Raw genomic sequence first — 21259 nt, forward strand, 5'->3', positions numbered from 1 at the left:
ATCATGGCGCTGTATTTTATCAGGATTGACTGATTATTTCTTTTTCGCGGCCGGTGCTTTGCGACCTTTGGCGATCAACTCGTCGAGCATTTTGGTGATCGTGGCATCTTCTGCACCGACCATCGCAGGGCTGGTCACCCATTTACCATTAACGATAAAAGTTGGTACGCCATCGATTTGGTAGTCACGCGTCATCGCTGCCAAATTTTTGAGTTGTGCATTGGTGGAGAAACCGTTGTAGACGGCTTTGAATTTAGCGACGTCAATGCCTTGGCTTTTCACCCATTCCAGTAATTTGGCTTCGTTACGTAGTTCGATACGGTCGGTTTGTATTGCTTTCATTACGGCTTGTTGGTGCTTGCCATCGAGTCCTAACGCTTGCAAAGCGAGGAAGATTTTGGCGTGACCTTCCATATCGTTACGGCCATCCCACATCACATGCACACGGCGGAAGTTGACGTCTTTCGGTAATTTTGCTGCCCATGCTTCTACATGCGGTTCAACGGCATAGCAATGCGGGCAGCCGTACCAAAAAAATTCGATCACTTCTTGTTTGCCAGCAACGGCAACCGGCATTGGTTTGCTCAGCGCTTTAAAGTCTTTACCTTCGGTAAAGGCAAAAGCACTTGATGCGCTCAGCAAAGAGGCGGCCAATACAACGGTTTTAATCCAGTTTTTGAGCATGTTTGCTTCCTAGAAAAAGGTAAGGAGTTCGGCATTCGGCAAAAGAGGAGCCGGATCTGTTTTTGCTCCTCGTGCCTTGCCTCACAAATTAATTTGCTTTAATCACAGCACTGTCGATGCCATTGGTTTTCAATTGTTTGCGTACTGTATCGAGTTCAGCGGCAGAATTAAAGGGGCCAACGCGAACTCGGTGCCAAATTCCTTTGTCGGGTACATCAGACGTCAGAATTCGTGATTCAACCCCAATTAGTGCGAGTTTTGCTTTGAGGTTGTCGGCGTCACCTTCGTCTTTAAATGCGCCGACTTGCAGCCAAGCGGGTTTCATTGCTTCTTCTTTAGCGGTGCTGCTGGCTGCCGTTTTTGCGGCTGATGCTTTAACCGCAGAGGCTTTGGCTGCCGATGCTTTGACTGGGGTCGGTTTGGCTTCTGCTGGCGCTTGCTCATTGAGCTCGGGTAGCATTTTATAAAAATCAAAGCGCTCTTCGCTGGCTGCCGTTGTCGCAGGTTTGCTGGCGACTGCGCTACTGGTTTCTACTGCGGGAGCAGGGTTTTCTTTGCCATTTCCGGGCAATAATACTTCAGGTATATTGGCTGCTGCTTCTGGCGCCGAGCCAATTGCATCCGCTGGCGTGCTTTTGCTGCTTTGAAATGGATTGCTGCGATTTAAAAATAAGGCCACTACTACAGCAATCGCAATCCCCACAAATAAACCCAGTAACAGCCCCGTAATCAGTGAGCTACCACCATTTTTTTTGCTGCTATTGGCGCTCGCGGTGCGGTTGTTACGGCTGGATTTCATGTCACGGCTCATGGTCAAACTATCTCCGGCGATTCGCGCCTTGTATCGTGCCTAGCATTATTCTAGGTTAATACTTGTTGTCGCTTAACAGCGGCTTGGGCTTCGTATTTCAGCACACAATCAGCTCAAACACGATGACAAAGCCAAGCGTCAACTAACCTTAACAATGCAGTGCAATTTAATCAGTCTTTAATCGGCTAATTCTACCGTGCTTTGCGGTTTACGACAGCGCAATATTGACTTTGCAATTGCGGTTGTGAACAAAAGCATGAATATCATTTGCTTGGTTCTGTTGTAAGTTAGTCGGGAAGATTGTTTTCTTTGATAATAATTCTCAATTGTAATATATTCGCAGTAATAAAGAATAATTCTCAATACAAAAGGGTGAGCTTGATGCGAAAACATAATTTAATCATGACTGCAGTGCTGTGTTCGGCGATGGGCTGGGCGCATGCTTATGATGATGCCGACACGGCCGGTTTGGGTAAGGTGGAACTAGAAATCGCGACAGAACGCGCGACTAATGACATTGGCAATACGGAAAATTGGGAAACCACGGCGACCCTTACTTATGGTGTGACCGAGACATTTGATCTGTCGTTGACGCTGCCGCATCTGGTTAATAAGGCCGATGATGTGGCGACTGAATCGGGGCTCGGTGACGTAAGCCTAGGTCTGAAATGGCGTTTTCTAGAGGCCGATGCTTTAAAAATGGCGCTAGCAGGTGAGCTGATCACCGCGACGGGCAATGATGACAAAGGCCTAGGCGCAGGGCGCACGCAATATGTAGCAACTTTGATTGCCGCTTATGAACTGGGCGATGTGACTTTATTCGGTAATGCTGGTTACTTCTATAACAATAATCGCGTGGATGAACGCAAAAACATCTGGCAAACCGCTGTTGCAGCGGAGTACAAATTCAATGAGCAATGGTCAGTGAATACCGAGTGGACTTTGGAGCGCAACGCCGATGCCAATTCAAATCGCGATCCATCGACGGTGGGCTTGGGGGTGACTTATTCGCCTTCGGAATTGCTGGATATTGATGTTGCTTATCACCACGGCTTAAATCATGCCGCAGACGATCATGTTGTGAGCGCTGGGCTTACTTTCCATTTCTAGCCGACTGTTGCTAAACGATTGTGAGTCACTCGCGATCGTTTGACAGCATGCTCTGCAAATAGACCGTTTTGAATGAAGACCAGATTGGGAGTTAGTGAATTGAAACAAATCATTGCAGCGTGTCTGCTTAGCTTGTGCTCGCTTTGGGTATCGGCTGCTGAAGTCACTCAGTCCGATGTCATTGAGCAGTATGCCAGCTTGGTTTCTGCGTCGTATCAAGACGCTTTAGCTAGCGCACAAGAAATGCAAAGCAAGATTGATGCATTTGTGGCGCAGCCAAGTGCGGAGACGCTTAAAGCCGCGCAGGCGGCGTGGCTCGAGGCGCGTGAGTGGTACGGTCAAACTGAAGCGTTCCGTTTTTATGGCGGCCCTATTGATTCAGAAACCGGACCGGAAGGCTTTATCAATGGCTGGCCGTTGGATGAAGCGTACATTGATTATGTGAAAGGCAAACCCAAAGCCGGCATTATTAATAGCAAAACCCCCATTACCGAGGCCAAATTACGCAGTTTGAACGAGCGTGGCGGTGAAGAAAACATTGCCACTGGCTGGCACGCTATTGAGTTTTTGTTGTGGGGGCAGGATTTTAATCAGGACGGTGCTGGGCAACGCGCTTACACCGATTACACGACGGCAGCCAATGCCGAGCGCCGCAAGCAATACCTGACGCTGGTGACGCAAATGCTCGTGGCCGACTTGGCTCGAGTTGAAAAGCAATGGCGTGCCGGTGAAAAGAATTTCCGTGCTCAGTTTGTAGCCAAAGGCGATGAGAGCATCAAAAAAATGCTCACTGGTTTGGGGACGCTAAGCCGTGGCGAGTTGGCGGGAGAGCGCACCGAAGTGGCACTCGACACGCAAAATCAAGAAGACGAGCACTCTTGTTTTTCGGACAACACGCACCGCGATTTAGTTAATAACGCCAGAGGCATTCAGAACGTTTGGGAAGCGCGTTTTGTCCGTCGCTCGGGCGAGATCGTTGAAGGCGCCAGCTTGCGTGACTTAGTGGCGCAGAAAAATCCGGCAGTGGCACAAACCGTGAGTCGGGATATCGCTCAGTCAGTTAAGCTGGCCGAAGCGGTTCAAGCGCCGTTTGATCGTGAAATCGTCGGCAAAAAAGATGCTCCAGGTCGGCAACGTCTACAAGCTTTGGTCGAATCACTCAAAGCGCAAGCTAAAAGCTTAGTTGAGGCCGCCAAAGTCTTGGGGATTAAGCGGCTCAATACCAGCGTATAAACTTAGACCAAGTTCGAGCGGCTTCCGTTCTCACAACAACCTCAGCGTGCTGCGCTGGGGTTTTGTTATTCAGGAAAGTAATGATGCAGCGTAAATTGAGCTTGATCGCTTGCTTGCTGGCAGGTTCGGTACTGGCTTACGAAGGCCAAGCGATGCTGGCTTTGTTTGAACCTAGCGAAGAATTCCCTGCTGGCGAAGTGGGAACCATTGATGATCATGGTAAAAATGCGTTTTCTTTGCCGTATCCGGGCTTAACTGACGAGCAAAAAACCGATTTTGTGGTCGGCAATTCATTTTTTAAAAAACCGTGGGTTGAAGCACCCTCATCGACGACTGCGCGAGATGGTTTGGGACCGCATTTTGTCGCTAATTCTTGCGGCGCTTGCCATGCGCTTGATGGTCGTGGCGCACCACCAGATTTTAAAAATGGTATTCAACAAGAGCAACCAATGGCCTTGTTACTGCGTTTATCGATTCCGGGGCAGCCGGAACCGAAGCCTGATCCGGTGTATGGCGGTCAGCTGAATAATCAAGCGGTGCGTGGCGTGAAACCCGAAGGTAAAGTGGCGATTCGTTATGAGGAAATTCATGGTCAGTTTGCCGATGGCACGCCGTACTCCTTGCAAAAACCGCATTATCAAATTTCGCAGTTGGCCTATGGTCCACTGCATAAAGAAATTATGATTTCACCACGTATTGCGCCGCAGATGATAGGTTTAGGACTGTTGGAGGCAATACCCGAGGCAGCGATCTTGCAGAATGCGACACGTCAGCGGCAAGAGGGCAAAGGCATCGCTGGGCAGCCCAATTATGTGATGGATGCATTTGCTGGCAAAGAATTGATTGGTCGTTTTGGCTGGAAAGCGAATGTTGGTAGCGTGGCGCAGCAAACTGCCGGCGCGTTTTTGGGCGATATTGGCATTACCTCCAGCAAAAATCCGCACGAAGAATGCATGCCCAAGCAAAAAGATTGCTTGCGTGCACCGAATGGCGGCCAGCCGGAAATCGACGATGACAAACTCGCGCAAGTGATTTTCTATTCACAAACGCTGGCGGTACCAACGCGGCGTGATGCTGACAGCAGCGATGTGCTGCGCGGCAAGCAGATTTTTAGCGATGCGAATTGCGCGAGCTGCCATACGCCAAGCTACAAAACCGCCGAGTTTACGGCGATCCCGCAATTGGCTAATCAGACGATTTATCCCTACACCGATTTGCTATTACACGATATGGGCGACGGCTTGGCCGATGGTCGCCCCGATGGCCGCGCCAACGGCAAACAGTGGAAAACGCCGCCGCTGTGGGGTTTGGGTTTGGTAAAAACCGTCAATGGTCATACCCGCTACCTGCACGATGGTCGCGCGCGCAATATGCTGGAGGCGGTGTTGTGGCACGGTGGCGAAGCCGAGGCCAGTAAGCAGGCAGTGCTGAAATTGAGTGCGGCAGATCGAGACAAGCTGCTGAAATTTTTGAATTCTCTTTAAAAAAATTGGTGCTCATAGCTGGTGTTGAAGCTATGCGGCAGATAAGAAGGACGACATTAATGCGTTGGATTGCTACTGTATTGCTCGCCGCAGGTTTAGCCCAGGCTGAGCCCTCCGTGCCTGACGTGGCTTGGTCGCAAACATGGGTGGACCAAGCTTATTTGCCGCGCCATGCGGCTTTAACGCAAGCTGCCGATGCATTGGCCAGCGCCAGCTCGGCATTTTGCGAACAGCCAACACCAGCTCAGCTTGAGACGGTTAAACACTATTGGCTTCGGACCAGTCAAGCATGGCGGGCGATGGATGGAGCCCCGGCGGGGCCGATGGTGCTGGAGCGTTTGGGGCGCAAAATCGACTTTCGTCCGACCCGAGTGGATGATTTAGAAGCGGCGATTCTCAGTGGCGACAACAGCAACGCCGCGACGCGCGGTTTGCCTGCGATGGAGTATTTATTGTGGGGCAATGCGCAGCCGAAATTGCAATTGGCCAAGCTCAAGCAGCCTGAGCGTTGTGCGTATTTGCACAAAATGGCGCAGCAAGTGGCCGAGCAGACTCATCTGCTTGATCAACCGTGGTCGGTTTATCGACTTGAACTGGGCGCAGAAAACCCATTCTTCCGCGAAAATCTCTTGTCGGAGCATATCAATTTGCTGCTTTCAAGTATGGGCAGCTTGCATAAACGAATGCCAACGGCGGCAGAGTTAAAACCAGAGCAATTTGCTGAATGGCGTAGCGGTAGCAGTCACGCGCAATTTATGGCGCAAGTGGCTGGGATGAATCTAGCGCTGCAAGCTGTGGTGCAGCGCTTGCAGATGGAGGGCGCCGCTGATTTGGCGCAGCAAGTGAGCCAAGACATGGCGCAAGTGCAAATGACTTGTCAAAGTGTGCCATCCAATCTGGCGCAAAGCTCAGTAAAAGCAAGGTCGGCGTGCAGCAAGGCGATTGACACATTGAAAGGGCGTTTGCAAAGCAAGGTCGGTGAACAGTTCGATTTAACTTTGGGCTTTACCGAAGGCGATGGCGATTGATGCTGGCGAGGCGGCAGTTTTTATTGCAATTGGCGGCGCTGGCCTTGCCTAACTCCTTATCGTTACCAGTGTTGGCGGCCAGTCGCAATTCGGCTGATATTGAGCAAGTGCTGCTTAGTGCGAGCTGGGATGCCACGGCCGATGGCGAGGCGCAAGGTGTTTTTCATTCTCTAGCGAACTCCACCGCGCCAGCGATCACTTTGCCCGGGCGCGGCCATGGGATTGTGCCTTTGCCCCATGAACTGAAAGGGCAAGCGATTATTGTCAGCCGACGTTTGGGTTCTTGGCTAGCCAAGGTCGATTGGCGAGAGGGCAAGCTGCTGCAATTGATTGAGGCGGAATTTGATCGGCAGTTTTTCGGTCATGCGCTCGTAACGCCCGATGGTAAAACGCTAATCACGACTGAAAATGACGGTGAAACAGGGCAGGGGGTTTTAGGTCTCTATTCAACGGCAACTTTAAAACGCCTCGGTGAAATACCTAGCCATGGTATTGGTCCACATGAATTGATTTGGCTGGAGCAGGGTAAGATACTGGCTGTTGCCAATGGTGGTATTTTAACGCTGCCAGAAACGGGGCGACGTAAACTGAATGTTGACGCGATGCACCCCACGCTGTCTTTGCTGGCATGGCCGTCAGGCGAATTGCTCAATCAATATGCGCTATCTGATCCGGCCTTAAGTATCCGTCATCTGGCACTCGCCGCCGATGGTAGCTTGGGTATCGCTTTGCAGGCCGAATATCGAGACCGCACTGCTCATAGGAATGCGCCGCTGTTGGCGGTGTTGCGCCAAGGGCAATTGCAGCTCGCTGCGCAGCCCGACGGTTTGCAAGGCTATGCTGCGAGTATTGCGGCGGTAGGGAATACCTTTTTAATTTCAGCCTTAAAAGGCAATGCGCTGGCGCGCTGGCGTAGCGATGGTACGCCTTTAGCACCAATCGCAATGCCGCGCCCAGCGGGGATTGTCAGCGATGGGCAGCAAGCCTGGGTGAGTAGTGAAAGCGGTATTTTGGCGCATTTCGAGCCCCATTCGGCGAAGTTGACGCCATTAAAGTCGGTCGCAACTCACCGCTGGGATAATCATCTGGTGATTGCAAAGCGTTAAGGCAGGTACAATAGCGAGATTCACCGCAAAAGGATTGCCACCATGTTAAATAATGACGTACTGCGTAGCGTGCGCTATATGCTGGATTTGAGCGATGCCAAGCTCGTTGAGATCGCGCAATTGGCAGGTCATACGGTCGACAAAGCCACGATGCAATCGTTTCTGAAAAAAGACACTGAGCTGGACTACGCCGAATGCGACGACATCACGATGGCGCATTTCTTGGATGGTTTGGTGTATTTTCGTCGTGGCAAAGATGAATCACGTCCAGCGCTGCCAATTGAATTGCCGGTGACCAATAATCTGGTACTGAAAAAACTGCGCGTCGCGTTTGAGCTCAAAGACGATGATATCTACGCGATGCTGGCTGATGCGGGTTTTGAAGTCTCGAAACCAGAGCTTTCTGCGTTGTTCCGCAAAAAAGACCACAAACACTTTCGCCCGTGCGGAGACCAGTTTTTGCGCAACTTCCTGAAAGGTCTGACGCTGAGGGTGCGTAAAGTTTAATTTCGCAATTTAAAGATTTGACTGGTCAGCGGTAAGGTCGTGCAGCATTGCGGCTAGACCCGTATAATCGGATCATTGTTTCAACTTTTTCTGGATTTTTCGCATGTCCGAATCAACAAGCAAAGCTTGGTCTGGCCGTTTTAACGAGCCGGTGTCTGAATTAGTCAAACGTTATACCGCATCGGTATTTTTTGATAACCGCATGGCCGAAGTCGATATTCAAGGCTCGTTGGCGCATGCGGGTATGCTCAACCAAGTTGGTGTTTTGAGCGATGAAGACTTGCGTGCCATCCAAAGCGGCATGGCCGATATTCTGGACGATATTCGCGCTGGGCGTTTTGAATGGAGCCTTGATCTCGAAGACGTGCACATGAATATCGAGCGTCGCCTGACCGACAAAATCGGTGATGCAGGCAAGCGCTTGCATACTGGCCGTTCGCGTAACGACCAAGTGGCCACTGATATTCGCCTGTATTTGCGCGGTGCAATTGATTTATTGCTGACCTTGGTGCGTGAGTTACAAAAATCATTGATTGATTTGGCAGAAAAAAATGCGGGCACCGTGATGCCTGGGTTTACGCATTTGCAAGTAGCGCAACCGGTGACGTTTGGTCACCACATGCTCGCTTATGTCGAAATGTTGGGCCGCGATGCCGAGCGTTTGATCGATGCGCGTAAACGTGTGAACCGTATGCCTTTGGGTTCAGCCGCGCTGGCGGGGACGACTTTCCCGATTAATCGTGAAATTACCGCGAAATTATTGGGTTTTGAAGGCATTTGCGAAAATTCACTCGACGCCGTTTCGGATCGTGACTTTGCGATTGAATTTACTGCGGCTGGCAGCTTGATCATGACGCATCTCTCGCGTCTGTCCGAAGAGCTGATCCTGTGGATGAGCCCACGTTATGGCTTTATCGATATTGCCGACCGTTTCTGTACCGGCAGCTCAATCATGCCGCAAAAGAAAAATCCAGACGTGCCAGAATTAGTGCGCGGCAAAACTGGCCGTGTGAATGGCAGCTTGATTTCTTTGCTTACCTTGATGAAGGGTCAACCACTGGCGTACAACAAAGACAATCAAGAGGATAAAGAGCCGCTGTTTGATACGGTGGATACCTTGACTGACACGCTGCGCATTTACGCGGACATGATGCGCGGCATCACAGTGAAAGCCGATGCGATGGAGCGTGCCGCCAAGCAAGGTTTTGCGACAGCAACTGATTTGGCCGATTACCTCGTAAAACGTGGTTTGCCATTCCGTGATGCACACGAAGCGGTGGCTTTGGCCGTGCGTTACGCCGAACAAAAACGCCAAGATTTATCGGACTTGACCTTGGTTGAATTGCAAAGCTTCTCGCCGTTAATCGAAGAAGACGTTTGCCATGTATTGACCTTGCAAGGCAGCTTAGAGGCGCGTAATCACGTGGGTGGCACTGCGCCGTTCCAAGTTTTGGTGCAAGTGGCAAAATGGCGTGAACGTTTGGGCTGCTAAGCTAGGCTAGCGTCAATCACGAAAACCCAGCTTCGGCTGGGTTTTTTTTGATGTATTCTCTTCAAATACTTTGTTTGTTTTGTTTGTATTGATATACCTTGGGTTTTCTTGTTCCTGTCTTTGAATTCTTGCTGATATAAAGCCTTCGCATCAAGTGGTTTTTATACCTATAGTGAATCTTCGTTGATTGCTGCGTTGTGTTTGCTATGAACTCAAGCTCCTCATCCTCGGTCGTGCAATTGCGTCGATTACAACGGCATTTTGTGTTGTTTTTATTGTCGATTGCGATTCCGATTATGGCGGTGGTCTGGCTCTATAAAAAGCACACGGAGGTGGCCCTACAAGAGCGCATTTTTGCTGAGGTGATAGCGCATACCCAGCAGCAACAGCTGGCATTTACTCAAGTCATCCAGATTGCTACTTCTCACTTGCAGCGTTTGAGTGTGCAATTGATCGATGCGCTCAATCATCCAGAGATGGCGCTTAACGACAGTCAGTGGCAATCGCTGAGTCAATTGGGGATTCGTCGCCAAGGTAGTGGTGAACTGACTGGCAGCAAACTAGATGCTGCGCTACGTGATCGTTACGGTTCGCTTTTTGTTAGCCCTAAGGCGCTGCAGCATGCTCAATTAGAGAAAGAAATTAGCGCCACAATGGCGATTTTCCCAGCCATTAAAGCTGCGCATCGTGCCTATCCATTTTTTCAATGGACTTATTATTATTCACCACGCGAGGATTTTTCCTCGCTTTACCCTTATGTTTCTGAAGCCGACATTATGCAAGCCACCGCGAGCCGCTCAATAGAAGACGCGCTCAAAGTTGTGTTTGATGCGGGTGGCACCAAGCCCGTGCAAATGATAGGCCCGAACCGGAATCCACAACAGCAGCAACAATGGACCGCGCCGTATTACGATGCCGGTGGTAAAGGCGCGATGGTGAGTTTGCTGCTGCCACAGTATGTAAATCAGCAATTTGTTGGGGTGTTGGGCACTGACGTGACATTGCGGATGTTTGGCGAAGTGCTGCAAGGCTCGGCGCGACATTTAGGACATGCAATCGTGGTGGATCGCGCGGGGAATGTGATTGCAGATGATGTTGGCCTAGTGCAAAGCAATAAAGACATTCTTAAGCTAGATAAGGCTTTACCCAGCGAATTGGCGCAGTTGCTACTGGCGCGCCATACGATGGAGAAAAACAAAATTCATCAAATGGGTAATTGGTATTGGATGAGTGTGCCGCTCAAAGGCAGTGAGTGGGATTTATTGGTGTATTTTTCTGCGCAGGAATTGAGTTTGCTGGCAGATCAACAAGCCAAAAGCACTTTGTGGATTTTGCTCGGATTGATTGGCTTTTTGGCGATTGCGATGTGGCTGATGTCGCGCCATTTTGCTTTTCCTGCTTTACGCTTGGTGGATTTTTTAAATAAATTAATCAGTCATCCTGAGCAGCAGATTCCTGCCGTTCCAAAAGCATGGCAACCCTCCTTTGAGCAGGTCGCGGCGACAGCCCAAGAGCGACATACTTATTTGAAAACGATAGAGGCACAAGCAGAAGATTTGGAAAAAACGGTGGCACAAAGAACCGAACAATTGAGCCACGCCAATACCGCCCTGCTAGAGTCGATTGAGCAACTCAAAAGCACACAAAAGATGCTGGTTGAATCGGAAAAAATGGCCGCACTCGGTGCTTTGGTCGCTGGAGTGGCGCACGAGCTCAATACGCCGATTGGTGTTGGCGTCACTATTAGCTCCACTTTGCTGGAGAAAAATCAAGAATTAGTCCAGCAATTAGCAGAGCAAACTTTACGCAAATCGGTATTGGCTGAATATGTCAGTGAAAATCAGCAGGGCTTAGCGATTTTAAGTCGAAATTTGGCGCAGGCCGCCAATTTGGTGAATAGCTTCAAAAAAGTTGCGGTCGATCAGGCGAGTGATCAGCGGCGTGACTTTGATTTGGCAGAAACGGTGCATCATGTGATCCAAACGATGCAGGTTTTGTTTGACTCCCATATTGAGCTTGAATCCTCTGTGCCCAGTGGCTTTCAGTTTGATAGCTATCCTGGCGCTTTGGTGCAAGTACTGAATAATTTGATTGCCAATGCTGAAACGCATGGTTTTGTTGGGCGTCAGCACGGCAAAGTGACAATTAGCGCTCAGGCAGTAGGCGATGCTCAGCTCGAGCTGATCGTCAGTGATGACGGCTTAGGGATAGATCCAGAGCATTTGGCGCATATTTTTGAGCCCTTCTTTACCACCAAATTAGGGCAGGGTGGGTCGGGATTAGGGCTCAGTATTGTGTATAACCTAGTGACATCAATTCTTGGTGGCAAAATCGAGGTACTGAGCCAAGTTAATGTGGGCACGACATTTACGCTCTTATTGCCTTTGACTGCGCCGCGCAAAGCACATCCACATCAAGCTGAGTGACGTCGCCGCTGTTCGACTTATAATCGTGTTCTTTGTTGCGATGATGAGTTTGCGATGTCACTGACTTGGCGCTGGTATACATTTTCTGAATTTGATACGTCCACTTTATTTCAATACCTGCGTTTGCGGCAGCAAGTGTTTGTTGTCGAACAAAACTGCGCTTATCCCGATATCGATGATCTTGATGTGGTCTCGACTCATCTATTGGGCTGGCTCGACGGCCAAATCGTGGCTTGCCTGCGCTTGGTGCCGCCCAGTTTAAAATATGCCGAGCCATCGCTTGGTCGAGTGATCGCGGTGCCGGCCATGCGTGGTACAGGTCTTGGGTATCAGCTGATAGACCAAGGTTTACAAGGATCTGCAGCACAATACCCCGGAATGGCAAATCGAATCGGTGCTCAGTCGCATTTACAGCGTTTTTATGCGCGACACGGTTTTGTCACCGTTTCGGATGAATACGACGAAGATGGTATCTTGCACGTTGATATGCTCCGCTCCGCTTAATCTTGTTGAGCATCGTAAATTGAATTTAGATTGACCACAGTTGATTGCTGATGCTCATCATTAGAAAACACTGCCTACTTTATTGTTGAATCTTCATTTTCGTTACTGGAAAGCTAATTTCGATAGTTTGAAATTGTTTTTTATATTCTTTGCTTGTTTCGTGTCAGCTTATGGTGTGGAGATTCTGTTTTGGCAATTTATTTAATCAAATCAGTGAAATGACGGTTTTTACTTAGCGAGTTTTTAATCTTTTTCTGTTATAAATTGCTTTCAATCTTTGCTCTTTGAATTGAATGACGAAAAAAAATTCATTACGCGTTGGCCTGATTGGTTATGGCTATGCGGGTAAAACATTCCATGCGCCACTCATTCATGCCACGCCCGGATTAAATCTAGTGGCGATTGCCAGCTCGCGCCCCGCTGACGTGCTCGCTGATTGGCCTGATATTGTCGTGAAAACTGAGCCAGATCGCTTATTGGCCCATCCTGGCTTGGACTTGGTCGTGATCGCCTCACCGAACGACACGCACCATCCTTTGGCGCGTGCGGCGATTGCGGCGGGTAAGCACGTGGTGATTGATAAACCGTTTACCTTAGATTTGCGCGAAGCCGAAGACCTGTGGGTGCGCGCGGAGCGGGCGGGTTTATTGCTGTCGGTATTTCATAATCGCCGCTGGGATAACGACTATATCGCGCTTTGCGACATCGTTCGCAGTGGTCAGCTGGGGCAAATCGTCGAATTTACGACGCGGTTTGACCGTTACCGCCCCGCAGTCAAAAATCGCTGGCGCGAAGCGAATGTCGCTGGTGCTGGGCTTTGGTACGATCTTGGCCCGCATTTAATTGATCAAACCTTGCAATTATTTGGCATGCCGGCGGCAGTGACCGCTGATTTGGCGCTGCGTCGCCACGGCGCGCAGGCGGTTGATGATTTTCATGTGATTTTCCATTACGCCAAAATGCGTGCGGTGTTGGCTGCCAGTACTTTGGTGAGTGGTGGCACGCCACGTTTCTTGGTGCAAGGCACGCAAGGCGCGTGGTCGGTGTCGGGTTTGGATCAGCAAGAAACTTGGTTGAAAGCCGGTGGCTTGCCTGGCAATGCGGCTTGGGGTGTGGATGATAGGCAGGCGCAGCACTTTACGAGCCACAACGATCAAATCAGTAGTCAGCTGATGCCTTTACCGCAGGGCAATTATGCCGCGTATTACGCCGGTATCCGCGATGCTTTACTGAATCAACAACAAAGCCCCGTCACCACCTTGCAAGCGCGCGATGTAATGCGAATTTTGGATATCGCGCGGCAAAGTGATGCCGAGGGACGACGGATTGCTCTGATTTAAAATGAAAAAGCCCCGAAAATGATCGGGGCTTTTTTAATATTTGTAGCACTTGTTTATGGCTTCAGTGCAGCAATCCGTTCGGTAATAAACAATTTCCCTTGTGATTCGCCATCGGCCATCAAAGGGCGAATGTTTTTCGGGCTGCGATCGAGCTTGCTTTCGTAGTCCAAAGTGCTTTGCAGTTCGGTCGACATTTCAAGAAATGGAATATGGTAAGGGCGCGTTTCATCCATGCTCAGGCAGCGTGGAATCTTGATCGGTGCTTTTACGCCATTGAGCGCCAAAAACTCCGGCGTAAACGCATTCTTGAGTAGCAATTCGTTCAAGGTACGCACACTAGCAAGCTGCTGGAATAGCGACATATTGCCGATCATTTCATTGCGGCGGTCGGCAATCGCTTCCGGCGTTTTGGGGACTTCTTTGCAGCCATTTGGGTTGATTTTAATCACCCAGATTTCTTCTGGGATATTATTTTCTCCGACATAAATCGGGCGAATGACCTCATCAACCGGCGGATTGTCAGAGAACAAACCATCCCAATACGCCTTGCCGTCAAATTCAACCGCTTCAAAAATATTCGGCACAGCACACGACGATAAAATATGCTCGACCCGAATCGCTTCGGTGCGCGAATTAAACTTGCTCAGTTGTCCTGTGAGCACTTCGGCGGCGCCTAAAATCAGCGCCGGTAGCTCGGTATTGGGACCCATCGCTTTGAGCGCGGCAAAGTCGATATGTGATTCGAGCAAAGCACGAAAATCGGTAAAGTTGCGGCGAAATTGCTGGCCAGTCACGCTGCTCATCATTTGCATCAGCGGCGAGTAGGGGCTGATATTAAATTGTGGAATTTGGCCGCTATTAACCTTACGCAATGAATCCACCACGTAATTATTAAACTGCAATTCGGCATCCGATTGCGCGGTATTGTCGGCCCATAAATCGAGCATCCGCTGCGGAATGTAGGCGTCTTTGTTCAACATCGCGTACCAAATCAGCGTGGCGCACAGCGCGCCACCTGATGTGCCGGTGATGCTGACCAGTTCAAAATGCTCGGCAAAGCCATTGTCGTACAGCGCTTTAAGCGCACCCGCAGTAAATGCAGTCTGACTACCGCCACCTTGGCAAGTGATGGCGATTTTTCTTTTTCTGGCGGCCATGATGTCTTCGAATCCTTGTGATTGATGATCGCTACAAAGGATGACGCCAGAATGGCATGCTGTTCATGGTTGAAGGCGGGTGTGAAATACCGCTTTCTGACGTCGTCATTATTTTATTTGTTCAGTAAACATACATTAAAACCATGACAAAATACAGCAAGCAGAAAGTTTTGCGTACTTTCTAATGTTTTTAATCGGCAATCCGGTCTGCATTGGCATTGGCGAGCAATTCACGCACCAAATCCGCGCTGGTTTCGACAATGCTGTACTCGTCTTGCCCCGGCGCGCCCATTTTGACGTTCGGGTTGCGGTACGTCATACCACTTGGGAATGGTGCACGACCTGAGCTGTGAAATTCGCGGCAACCCGTTTCTGCAACTAATTGCGCGATATTGTGTCCGCGCACGCCTGCGCCCGGCATCACGATCAGTCGATCACCCGCTTGTGCTTGCAGTTTTTTCAGTAAAGCCGCGCCCTCTAAAGCCGTTGCCGCTTGGCCGCTCGATAAAAGGCGATTGCAACCAGTGGCGATAATGTCTTCCAGTGCTTGCTCTGGATTGCAAGCCACATCGAATGCGCGGTGAAACGTCACTTGCATAGGTCTTGCCAGTTCAACCAAGCGCTTGGTGCGGGGTATGTCGATGTGGCCATCGCTGGTCAATAGTCCGATGACAATACCGTCGACGCCGATTTTTTTGCACGCCAGTACATCGCGCTCCATTACTTCAAACTCAACATCGCTGTACAAAAAATCGCCACCACGCGGGCGAATAATCACGTTCAGCGTAATCCACAAGCGATCTCTTGCCGCCGCCAGCTGGCCGTACGATGGCGTTGTGCCGCCTTCGAGCAAGTTGTCGCAAAACTCAACCCGCTGCGCGCCACCTTCTTGCGCCGCAAGGCAAGAGGTGACTGAACCAGCGCAAATTTCGAGAGTGATGGCTTGAGTTTGTGTCATGGCGGGTTTCCTGTGCGTTGAAGTCTTGATTATCGGCCAGTGTCTAAGATTTGTAATCAGCAAGAATACCGATTGAATTGGATAACAGAGAAAGTGCATTTTGCTGAGGTCATATTCGATACGTGTTGATGATTTCAAGTGCCTATTTCAAGTGCCTGCGGCACGGTGTTTTACAGTCGCAATCCGCGACGGGGACTTACTTTAGTTACGCAGAAACTTCGTTTTCTTGAGCGGCCAAGAAAGTAAGCAAAGAAGCCGCCCCGAGCGCACATCGGTCCCCGATGCCCTCGCGTGGCGAAAGCCAAACGATAGAACTGTTTGTCTTTCTTCGTGCTCGGTGTGCTTGGACGGGGTTTTAAGCCCCAACTCAATTATCGCGGCACGACATCAATATCATCTTTCTTGAGGGGTATTTTTACATGTCAATTATTAAGTAAGCGATTTATCAACATACCCTCAAGGAAGGTTTGCTCCGGTTTCAGACCGAAGCATTCTGCTGACACGATACCGCGCCGCCTGCTAGACTTGCTGCCATTGTATGGCGTGTTTTTTAAAGGATTTGTGATGAGTTTGCGTGTTTTAACGGGCATTACCACGACGGGTACACCGCATTTGGGCAACTATGTCGGCGCGATTCGCCCGGCGATTGTCGCCAGCCAGCAACCCAATAGCGACTGTTTCTTTTTTATGGCCGATTATCACGCGCTGATTAAGTGCGACGACCCGGCTCGTATCGAGCGCTCGCGCCTTGAAATCGCCGCGACGTGGCTCGCCGCGGGGCTCGATCCTGAACGCGTGACGTTCTATCGCCAATCGGACGTTCCCGAAGTGACCGAACTCAATTGGCTACTGACTTGCGTGACCGCCAAAGGCCAAATGAACCGCGCGCATGCCTACAAGGGAGCGACCGACGCAAACGAAGCGGCGGGCGAAGACCTAGATGCCGGCATCACGATGGGCTTGTTCTGCTACCCGATTTTGATGGCGGCGGATATTTTGCTATTTAATCCGCACAAAGTGCCAGTGGGGCGCGACCAGATTCAGCACATCGAAATGGCACGTGACGTCGCCGCACGGTTCAATCATCTATTCGGCCAAGGCAAGGATTTCTTCGTGCTGCCTGAAGCGCACATCGAAGAACAAGTCGCCACGCTACCGGGGCTCGACGGTCGCAAAATGAGCAAATCCTACGACAACACGATTCCGCTGTTTGAAGGCGGTGCCAAAGCACTCAAAGACGCCGTGGCCAAAATCGTCACCAACAGTCTATTGCCGGGCGAGCCGAAAGACCCAGAATGCCATCTGGTCACCATTTACGAAGCCTTTGCCACCCCTGAGCAAGCCGCGAAATTCCGCGCTGATTTGGTTGCTGGCCTAGGCTGGGGCGACGCGAAAAAGCACACAATTGAACTGCTCGAAAGCCACATCGGCCCGATGCGCGAAAAATACCAAGCCCTGATGGCGCACCCAGAGCAAATCGAAGAATTGCTGCAAATCGGCGCCGCCAAAGCGCGCGCGATTGCCGCGCCGCTGCTGAAACAAGTGCGCGAAGCAGTTGGCCTGCGCCGTATGAATGCCTTGCCAGCGGTAAAAGAGAAAGCGGTGAAAGTCGCTTTGCCAACGTTCAAGCAATTCCGTTTGGAAGACGGCCAGTTCTACTTCAACTTCAGCGACGCAGCAGGGCGTTTGTTGTTGACGAGTTCTGGCTTTGCGTCGGGTAAAGATGCGGGGCAATGGGTCGGGCGTTTGAAGAGCGCCGCCGCACTGCCAGCAGATGCACCTGTGGCGTTGGCGGAAGGTGTGAGCAGTGATGATGTGGCTGCGGCGCTGGTGGCGTTGACGGTGGAGTGATGGGGGCGCAATGCTGTGGAGTTGCGCCGGATCGGATTTGAGTATGCCCGATGGGTTTTAACAACGGAGATTAAAAAATGATCAGCCTATTCTATTTTTTGGTGGCATCTGCGATTCACATTAGCCAATATACGACTTTTTTGAACTTCGTTACCTTTTTCACTTTTTGCTCCTTGGCTTGCGTAGCTTGTGATTTGCAATTTAAGCCATCTTTAGGTGTTACGATTGCAAGCTTAATTTTATTGTTTTACATGCCTTGGTTTTACGGTGTTTTTCTTTGGCTTGTCTTGTCTGCAGTTGATGCTGGGGTACGGCAAGGTAGAAAAGTATAGCTCCTGTTTACTGATGCAGAATCGATACTATGTGATAACTATGCGGTATCTAAAAATTTTCAGGAGGAATTTATGGCTTCAAAGTCCACATACTGGATCGGTTCTCGTCCATCAGACGGTAAGGGTTGGACTTATACAACTTCAGCAATCGAACTTATCTGCGATGAGGAGCGGGAGGCCATTTACCGAATGTATCGTCGGTACGTGAAGCAATGGAATGATATTGAACTGAACAATGATATATCCCTCTCCGAGCATACTCATGAAATTTGTGGTGCAAAGATTGTCGGTAGCGCCAATCGACGATTTATTCTTCATTGGCAAGGAAATGAACAGGTTCATTGGATACTTGAGGTTTTCTTTTCTAGGGGCTTTAAACAGTATTACCCGGGTTTTTCGTGTGCACTTAATACGTTAAGATCTACTGAAGACATTCGGAGTATTCGTCTTCACTGGAGTTTGAATGGAAAAGAAGAGTTCAACTCTTGGCTGTTGAAGGAGCGAGCAGTGAATCAAGACAAAGAGGAGTGGAACGAGTACAAAAAGTGATAAAAAGCTAGAGCGCACTTAAAGTGAAGCGTAGTGCGCCGCATGTTGTATTAAACAACCGCCCGATTAATTCCGGCGGTTTTGTTTTTTATGCGGCTGCGCCGCGTCGATTTTTGGGCGCGGGCTGCGCGCGGCAGGTTCATTTCTTTTGCTTCTCCAAAAGAAACGAACCAAAGAAAAGGAGCCCCGGGCGCGCATCGGTCCCCGATGAGCTCTGCACCCCGCGTCGCTAAGCTTTGGCGTCGCCTCGATTGTCGCGAGCCTAGGTCTCGCTCCATACTCGGTGCGCTTAGACGGGATTTAAAAACCACGAAGCCACCATTCGCGTACTTGGTGCTAGCTGGTGCTGTGCCTGTATGGCTGGTTTTTGGTATCTTTGTTGATGTATTTGATTACGGGCTTTTATTTGCAAGGCTTAGAAGGCAATACATTGACTTTATTTCGAGTTTCGTTGATTTGCGCGAGTTGCTTGTTGTGTGGGTATATCTTTGAAAGTATTGAAACTATTTGTTTTTGTTGAGATACCTGGTTTCTCGCTTATTCTTAGGTTTAGGCGAATAAAAAACGCAGCTCTGTGAGCTGCGTTTTTTATTTGAGACGATAAATTTAGGCTGCTTTCGCGGCGAACTCCTGCATTTCTGCATGCAGCGCACCGTAGACTTGGCGCAGCTTGCCGTTCAGTTCGGCGATTTGCTCGGTGAGCTGGCGGTTCATTTCGTCCAATTCTTGGATGCGATCTTCCAAGGTATTGGTCGCGTTATGAATGCGTTTGATGCTTTCCAGACGGCGGCGCAATTGCAGTTGATGCTCGCGGACCTGCGTTTCCATCGGGGCCATCACCGCTTTGAGCCAGTTTTCGACATCGCGGTTGGCGACTTCAAACACGTACACGACGCGGCTGGCGACGGTTTCAAAGAATTTGCGCGTCAAGCGGCCTTGGCTGGTGGTGAGTAGATTGCCAACGGTGTTGAAATGCTCACGGAATGATTTTTCTAGCCGCGCTAGTTCTTTGTGGTATTTCAAGGTGGAGAACGGTGGTGGCGTGACTTGGCCTAGGCCGTGTTCCTCGCTGAATTTTTTGTACATCGCGGCCATCATCGCTTGAATTTCGGCCACTTGCTCGGCAGATTTGGCGATGGATCCATTCACGTCGATAAAGAATTTATCCATCGTGGCGCGCAAACCGGTTTCTCCAAACGAGAATAAACTGCGATCCATTTGGTCTCGAATTCGGTCGATTTCGGCTTTGAGTGCGTCTTTGCCGAGTAAAGAAAATAGCTTGTTGGTCTGTTGGGTAAATACCGAGCGCAGCGCTTGAAAGCGCACTAAACCTTGCTCAAAGTGCTTTTTGTCGTCAGTCACTTTTTCCATCATTTGCGCGATGACGTCTTGGTTTTTACCGCGCAAGCCAGTGAGCTCGGTGAGTTGCTCTTTTACGCCGTCTTGTCGCGCTTGCAAGATCGAGCGAATCGATGACACCACGTCTTCAATTTCGGATTGCGTTGCATCGCGCACGATGTCTTGTTTGCCGGGCAATAGATCGTCGGACAGCGCGCGTTCTAGTGAAATCAGGCAAGATTTCGTTAATAGCGCATCGTCATTTTGCACTTTGGCGAGCAGGGCTTTTTGCGCGGAAACGGGGTAAATTTGCGACGTTGGCATCGTTAGCAAATCAGCGGTAGTTTTCACTTGCTTAGCGATTTCAGCATCAATTTCGGTTTTGCTGCGCAAATCATCCCACAGACCGTCAATTTTATTCAGCACCACCAAGCGGCCACGTTTACCGCTTTGATTGCGGACAATGTGGTTGCGCCAAACTTCGATGTCCGATTTGGTGACGCCGGTGTCAGCTGCCAAAATAAACAAAATCGCGTGTGCATTTGGCAGCAAATTGAGTGTTAATTCTGGCTCGGTACCGATGGCGTTTAAACCCGGTGTATCGAGAATCACCAAGCCTTGTTCTAGCAGCGGGTGCGGGAAGTTGATAATTGCATGGCGCCAGCATGGAATTTCGACTTCGCCATTTTTATCTAAGGCAACCACTTGGTCGGGGTCGCTTTCGTCGTATAGGCCGAATTTCTTCGCCGTTTCGACATTGACGCGTTGCGTGCGACCGATTTCTTTGAAGGTTTCTTGCATTGAATCGGCATCGTCGATATTCAATGGAATGGTGTGCCATTCGTCTTGGTAATTACGATATTCAACGGTGGTGACATTGTCGCCACGTGTTTCAATCGGTAGTAATTGCAGGCATGGTGCGCGTGAGCCGTCGTGCAATAACTCAGTTGGGCACATCGTCGTGCGGCCCGCGCTGGATGGCAAAATGCGTTTGCCATAGTGTGCAAAGAAAATTGCGTTGATGAGTTCGGATTTGCCGCGTGAGAATTCAGCGACAAAGGCAATATTCAGTTTGTCTTCTTTCAGGCGGTCAATCAGGCCTTGAATGCGTAATGTTGTTTGCGAATCGTTTAAATCTTGCTCAGATAACCAGCGCGAGAGCTGGGCGATGGATTGTGTTAATGAGCCGCGCCATGCGCTGTAGGCCTGAAAATCAGAGACCAAGTGATCATTGGCAGCCGCTTCTTCTTGTTTTAGGAAATCCGTACTCATACATACCCCTTGCGCTTGCGCTATGCAGATATCATCTGCTTGAATATTAGTGTGCTTTATGCCGCTCGCCATCTTTA

17 protein-coding genes are annotated in these 21259 nt (G+C 50.0%); 12 read left to right on the top strand and 5 right to left on the bottom strand.

Annotated elements, in window-relative coordinates:
• Window positions 1-33: 33 nt before the first annotated feature.
• Together GM173_RS12720 and GM173_RS12725 are read right to left on the bottom strand one after the other, a co-directional pair.
• Entirely contained in the window at window positions 34-684 is a 651-nt protein-coding gene (locus GM173_RS12720) for a thiol:disulfide interchange protein DsbA/DsbL (RefSeq protein ID WP_203571760.1), read from the bottom strand.
• Window positions 685-772: 88 nt separating this feature from the next.
• The gene (locus GM173_RS12725) at window positions 773-1483 is read right to left on the bottom strand and encodes an SPOR domain-containing protein (protein ID WP_203571761.1); all 711 of its coding nucleotides are present in this window, start codon (window positions 1481-1483) and stop codon (window positions 773-775) included.
• Window positions 1484-1876: 393 nt separating this feature from the next.
• On the opposite strand from GM173_RS12725, the gene GM173_RS12730 reads away from it, so the two are divergent.
• The 10 genes from GM173_RS12730 to GM173_RS12775 all read left to right on the top strand — a co-directional run bounded on the left by GM173_RS12730 (window position 1877) and on the right by GM173_RS12775 (window position 13725).
• Window positions 1877-2605 carry a transporter gene (locus GM173_RS12730; protein ID WP_203571762.1) on the top strand — a complete coding sequence of 243 codons (729 nt, stop codon included), beginning with the start codon at window positions 1877-1879 and terminating at the stop codon, window positions 2603-2605.
• A gap of 99 nt (window positions 2606-2704) precedes the next feature.
• On the top strand, window positions 2705-3838 hold the full coding sequence (locus GM173_RS12735; protein WP_239078509.1) for an imelysin family protein: 1134 nt from the start codon (window positions 2705-2707) through the stop codon (window positions 3836-3838).
• An 83-nt stretch (window positions 3839-3921) separates the two neighbouring features.
• Window positions 3922-5322 (top strand): di-heme oxidoreductase family protein, encoded by a 1401-nt coding sequence (locus GM173_RS12740; RefSeq protein ID WP_203571764.1) that lies wholly within the window; start codon window positions 3922-3924, stop codon window positions 5320-5322.
• A gap of 59 nt (window positions 5323-5381) precedes the next feature.
• The gene (locus GM173_RS12745; protein WP_203571765.1) at window positions 5382-6350 is read left to right on the top strand and encodes an imelysin family protein; all 969 of its coding nucleotides are present in this window, start codon (window positions 5382-5384) and stop codon (window positions 6348-6350) included.
• Complete coding sequence (locus tag GM173_RS12750) at window positions 6350-7456, top strand: DUF1513 domain-containing protein (RefSeq protein ID WP_239078519.1); 1107 nt, start codon at window positions 6350-6352, stop codon at window positions 7454-7456. The genes GM173_RS12745 and GM173_RS12750 overlap by 1 nt, the downstream gene beginning before the upstream one ends.
• 42 nt (window positions 7457-7498) lie before the next feature.
• Window positions 7499-7963: a YehS family protein gene (locus GM173_RS12755; protein WP_203571767.1), complete on the top strand. Its 465-nt coding sequence runs from the start codon at window positions 7499-7501 to the stop codon at window positions 7961-7963.
• 103 nt (window positions 7964-8066) lie between these two features.
• Window positions 8067-9455 carry an argininosuccinate lyase gene (gene argH, locus GM173_RS12760; protein WP_203571768.1) on the top strand — a complete coding sequence of 463 codons (1389 nt, stop codon included), beginning with the start codon at window positions 8067-8069 and terminating at the stop codon, window positions 9453-9455.
• Between the two features lie 206 nt (window positions 9456-9661).
• Window positions 9662-11881, top strand: coding sequence for an ATP-binding protein (locus GM173_RS12765; RefSeq protein ID WP_203571769.1), 2220 nt, complete (start codon window positions 9662-9664; stop codon window positions 11879-11881).
• Between the two features lie 54 nt (window positions 11882-11935).
• Window positions 11936-12385 carry a GNAT family N-acetyltransferase gene (locus tag GM173_RS12770; protein WP_203571770.1) on the top strand — a complete coding sequence of 150 codons (450 nt, stop codon included), beginning with the start codon at window positions 11936-11938 and terminating at the stop codon, window positions 12383-12385.
• A gap of 293 nt (window positions 12386-12678) precedes the next feature.
• Window positions 12679-13725, top strand: a complete 1047-nt coding sequence (locus tag GM173_RS12775; RefSeq protein WP_203571771.1) for an oxidoreductase — start codon at window positions 12679-12681, stop codon at window positions 13723-13725.
• A 53-nt stretch (window positions 13726-13778) separates the two neighbouring features.
• Here the strand turns inward: GM173_RS12775 and GM173_RS12780 are convergent, their stop codons facing one another.
• Window positions 13779-14882, bottom strand: coding sequence for a patatin-like phospholipase family protein (locus GM173_RS12780; RefSeq protein ID WP_203571772.1), 1104 nt, complete (start codon window positions 14880-14882; stop codon window positions 13779-13781).
• A 190-nt stretch (window positions 14883-15072) separates the two neighbouring features.
• Window positions 15073-15840 (bottom strand): copper homeostasis protein CutC, encoded by a 768-nt coding sequence (locus GM173_RS12785; protein WP_203571773.1) that lies wholly within the window; start codon window positions 15838-15840, stop codon window positions 15073-15075.
• A 561-nt stretch (window positions 15841-16401) separates the two neighbouring features.
• Here GM173_RS12785 and GM173_RS12790 point away from each other — a divergent pair.
• Together GM173_RS12790 and GM173_RS12795 are read left to right on the top strand one after the other, a co-directional pair.
• The gene (locus GM173_RS12790) at window positions 16402-17691 is read left to right on the top strand and encodes a tryptophan--tRNA ligase (RefSeq protein WP_203571774.1); all 1290 of its coding nucleotides are present in this window, start codon (window positions 16402-16404) and stop codon (window positions 17689-17691) included.
• Window positions 17692-18095: 404 nt separating this feature from the next.
• Window positions 18096-18572, top strand: a complete 477-nt coding sequence (locus tag GM173_RS12795) for a hypothetical protein (RefSeq protein ID WP_203571775.1) — start codon at window positions 18096-18098, stop codon at window positions 18570-18572.
• Between the two features lie 606 nt (window positions 18573-19178).
• Here the strand turns inward: GM173_RS12795 and GM173_RS12800 are convergent.
• Entirely contained in the window at window positions 19179-21182 is a 2004-nt protein-coding gene (locus tag GM173_RS12800) for a dynamin family protein (RefSeq protein ID WP_203571776.1), read from the bottom strand.
• Window positions 21183-21259: the final 77 nt, after the last annotated feature.

It is taken from the genome of Deefgea chitinilytica (genome assembly GCF_016881405.1).
GTDB lineage: Bacteria > Pseudomonadota > Gammaproteobacteria > Burkholderiales > Chitinibacteraceae > Deefgea > Deefgea chitinilytica.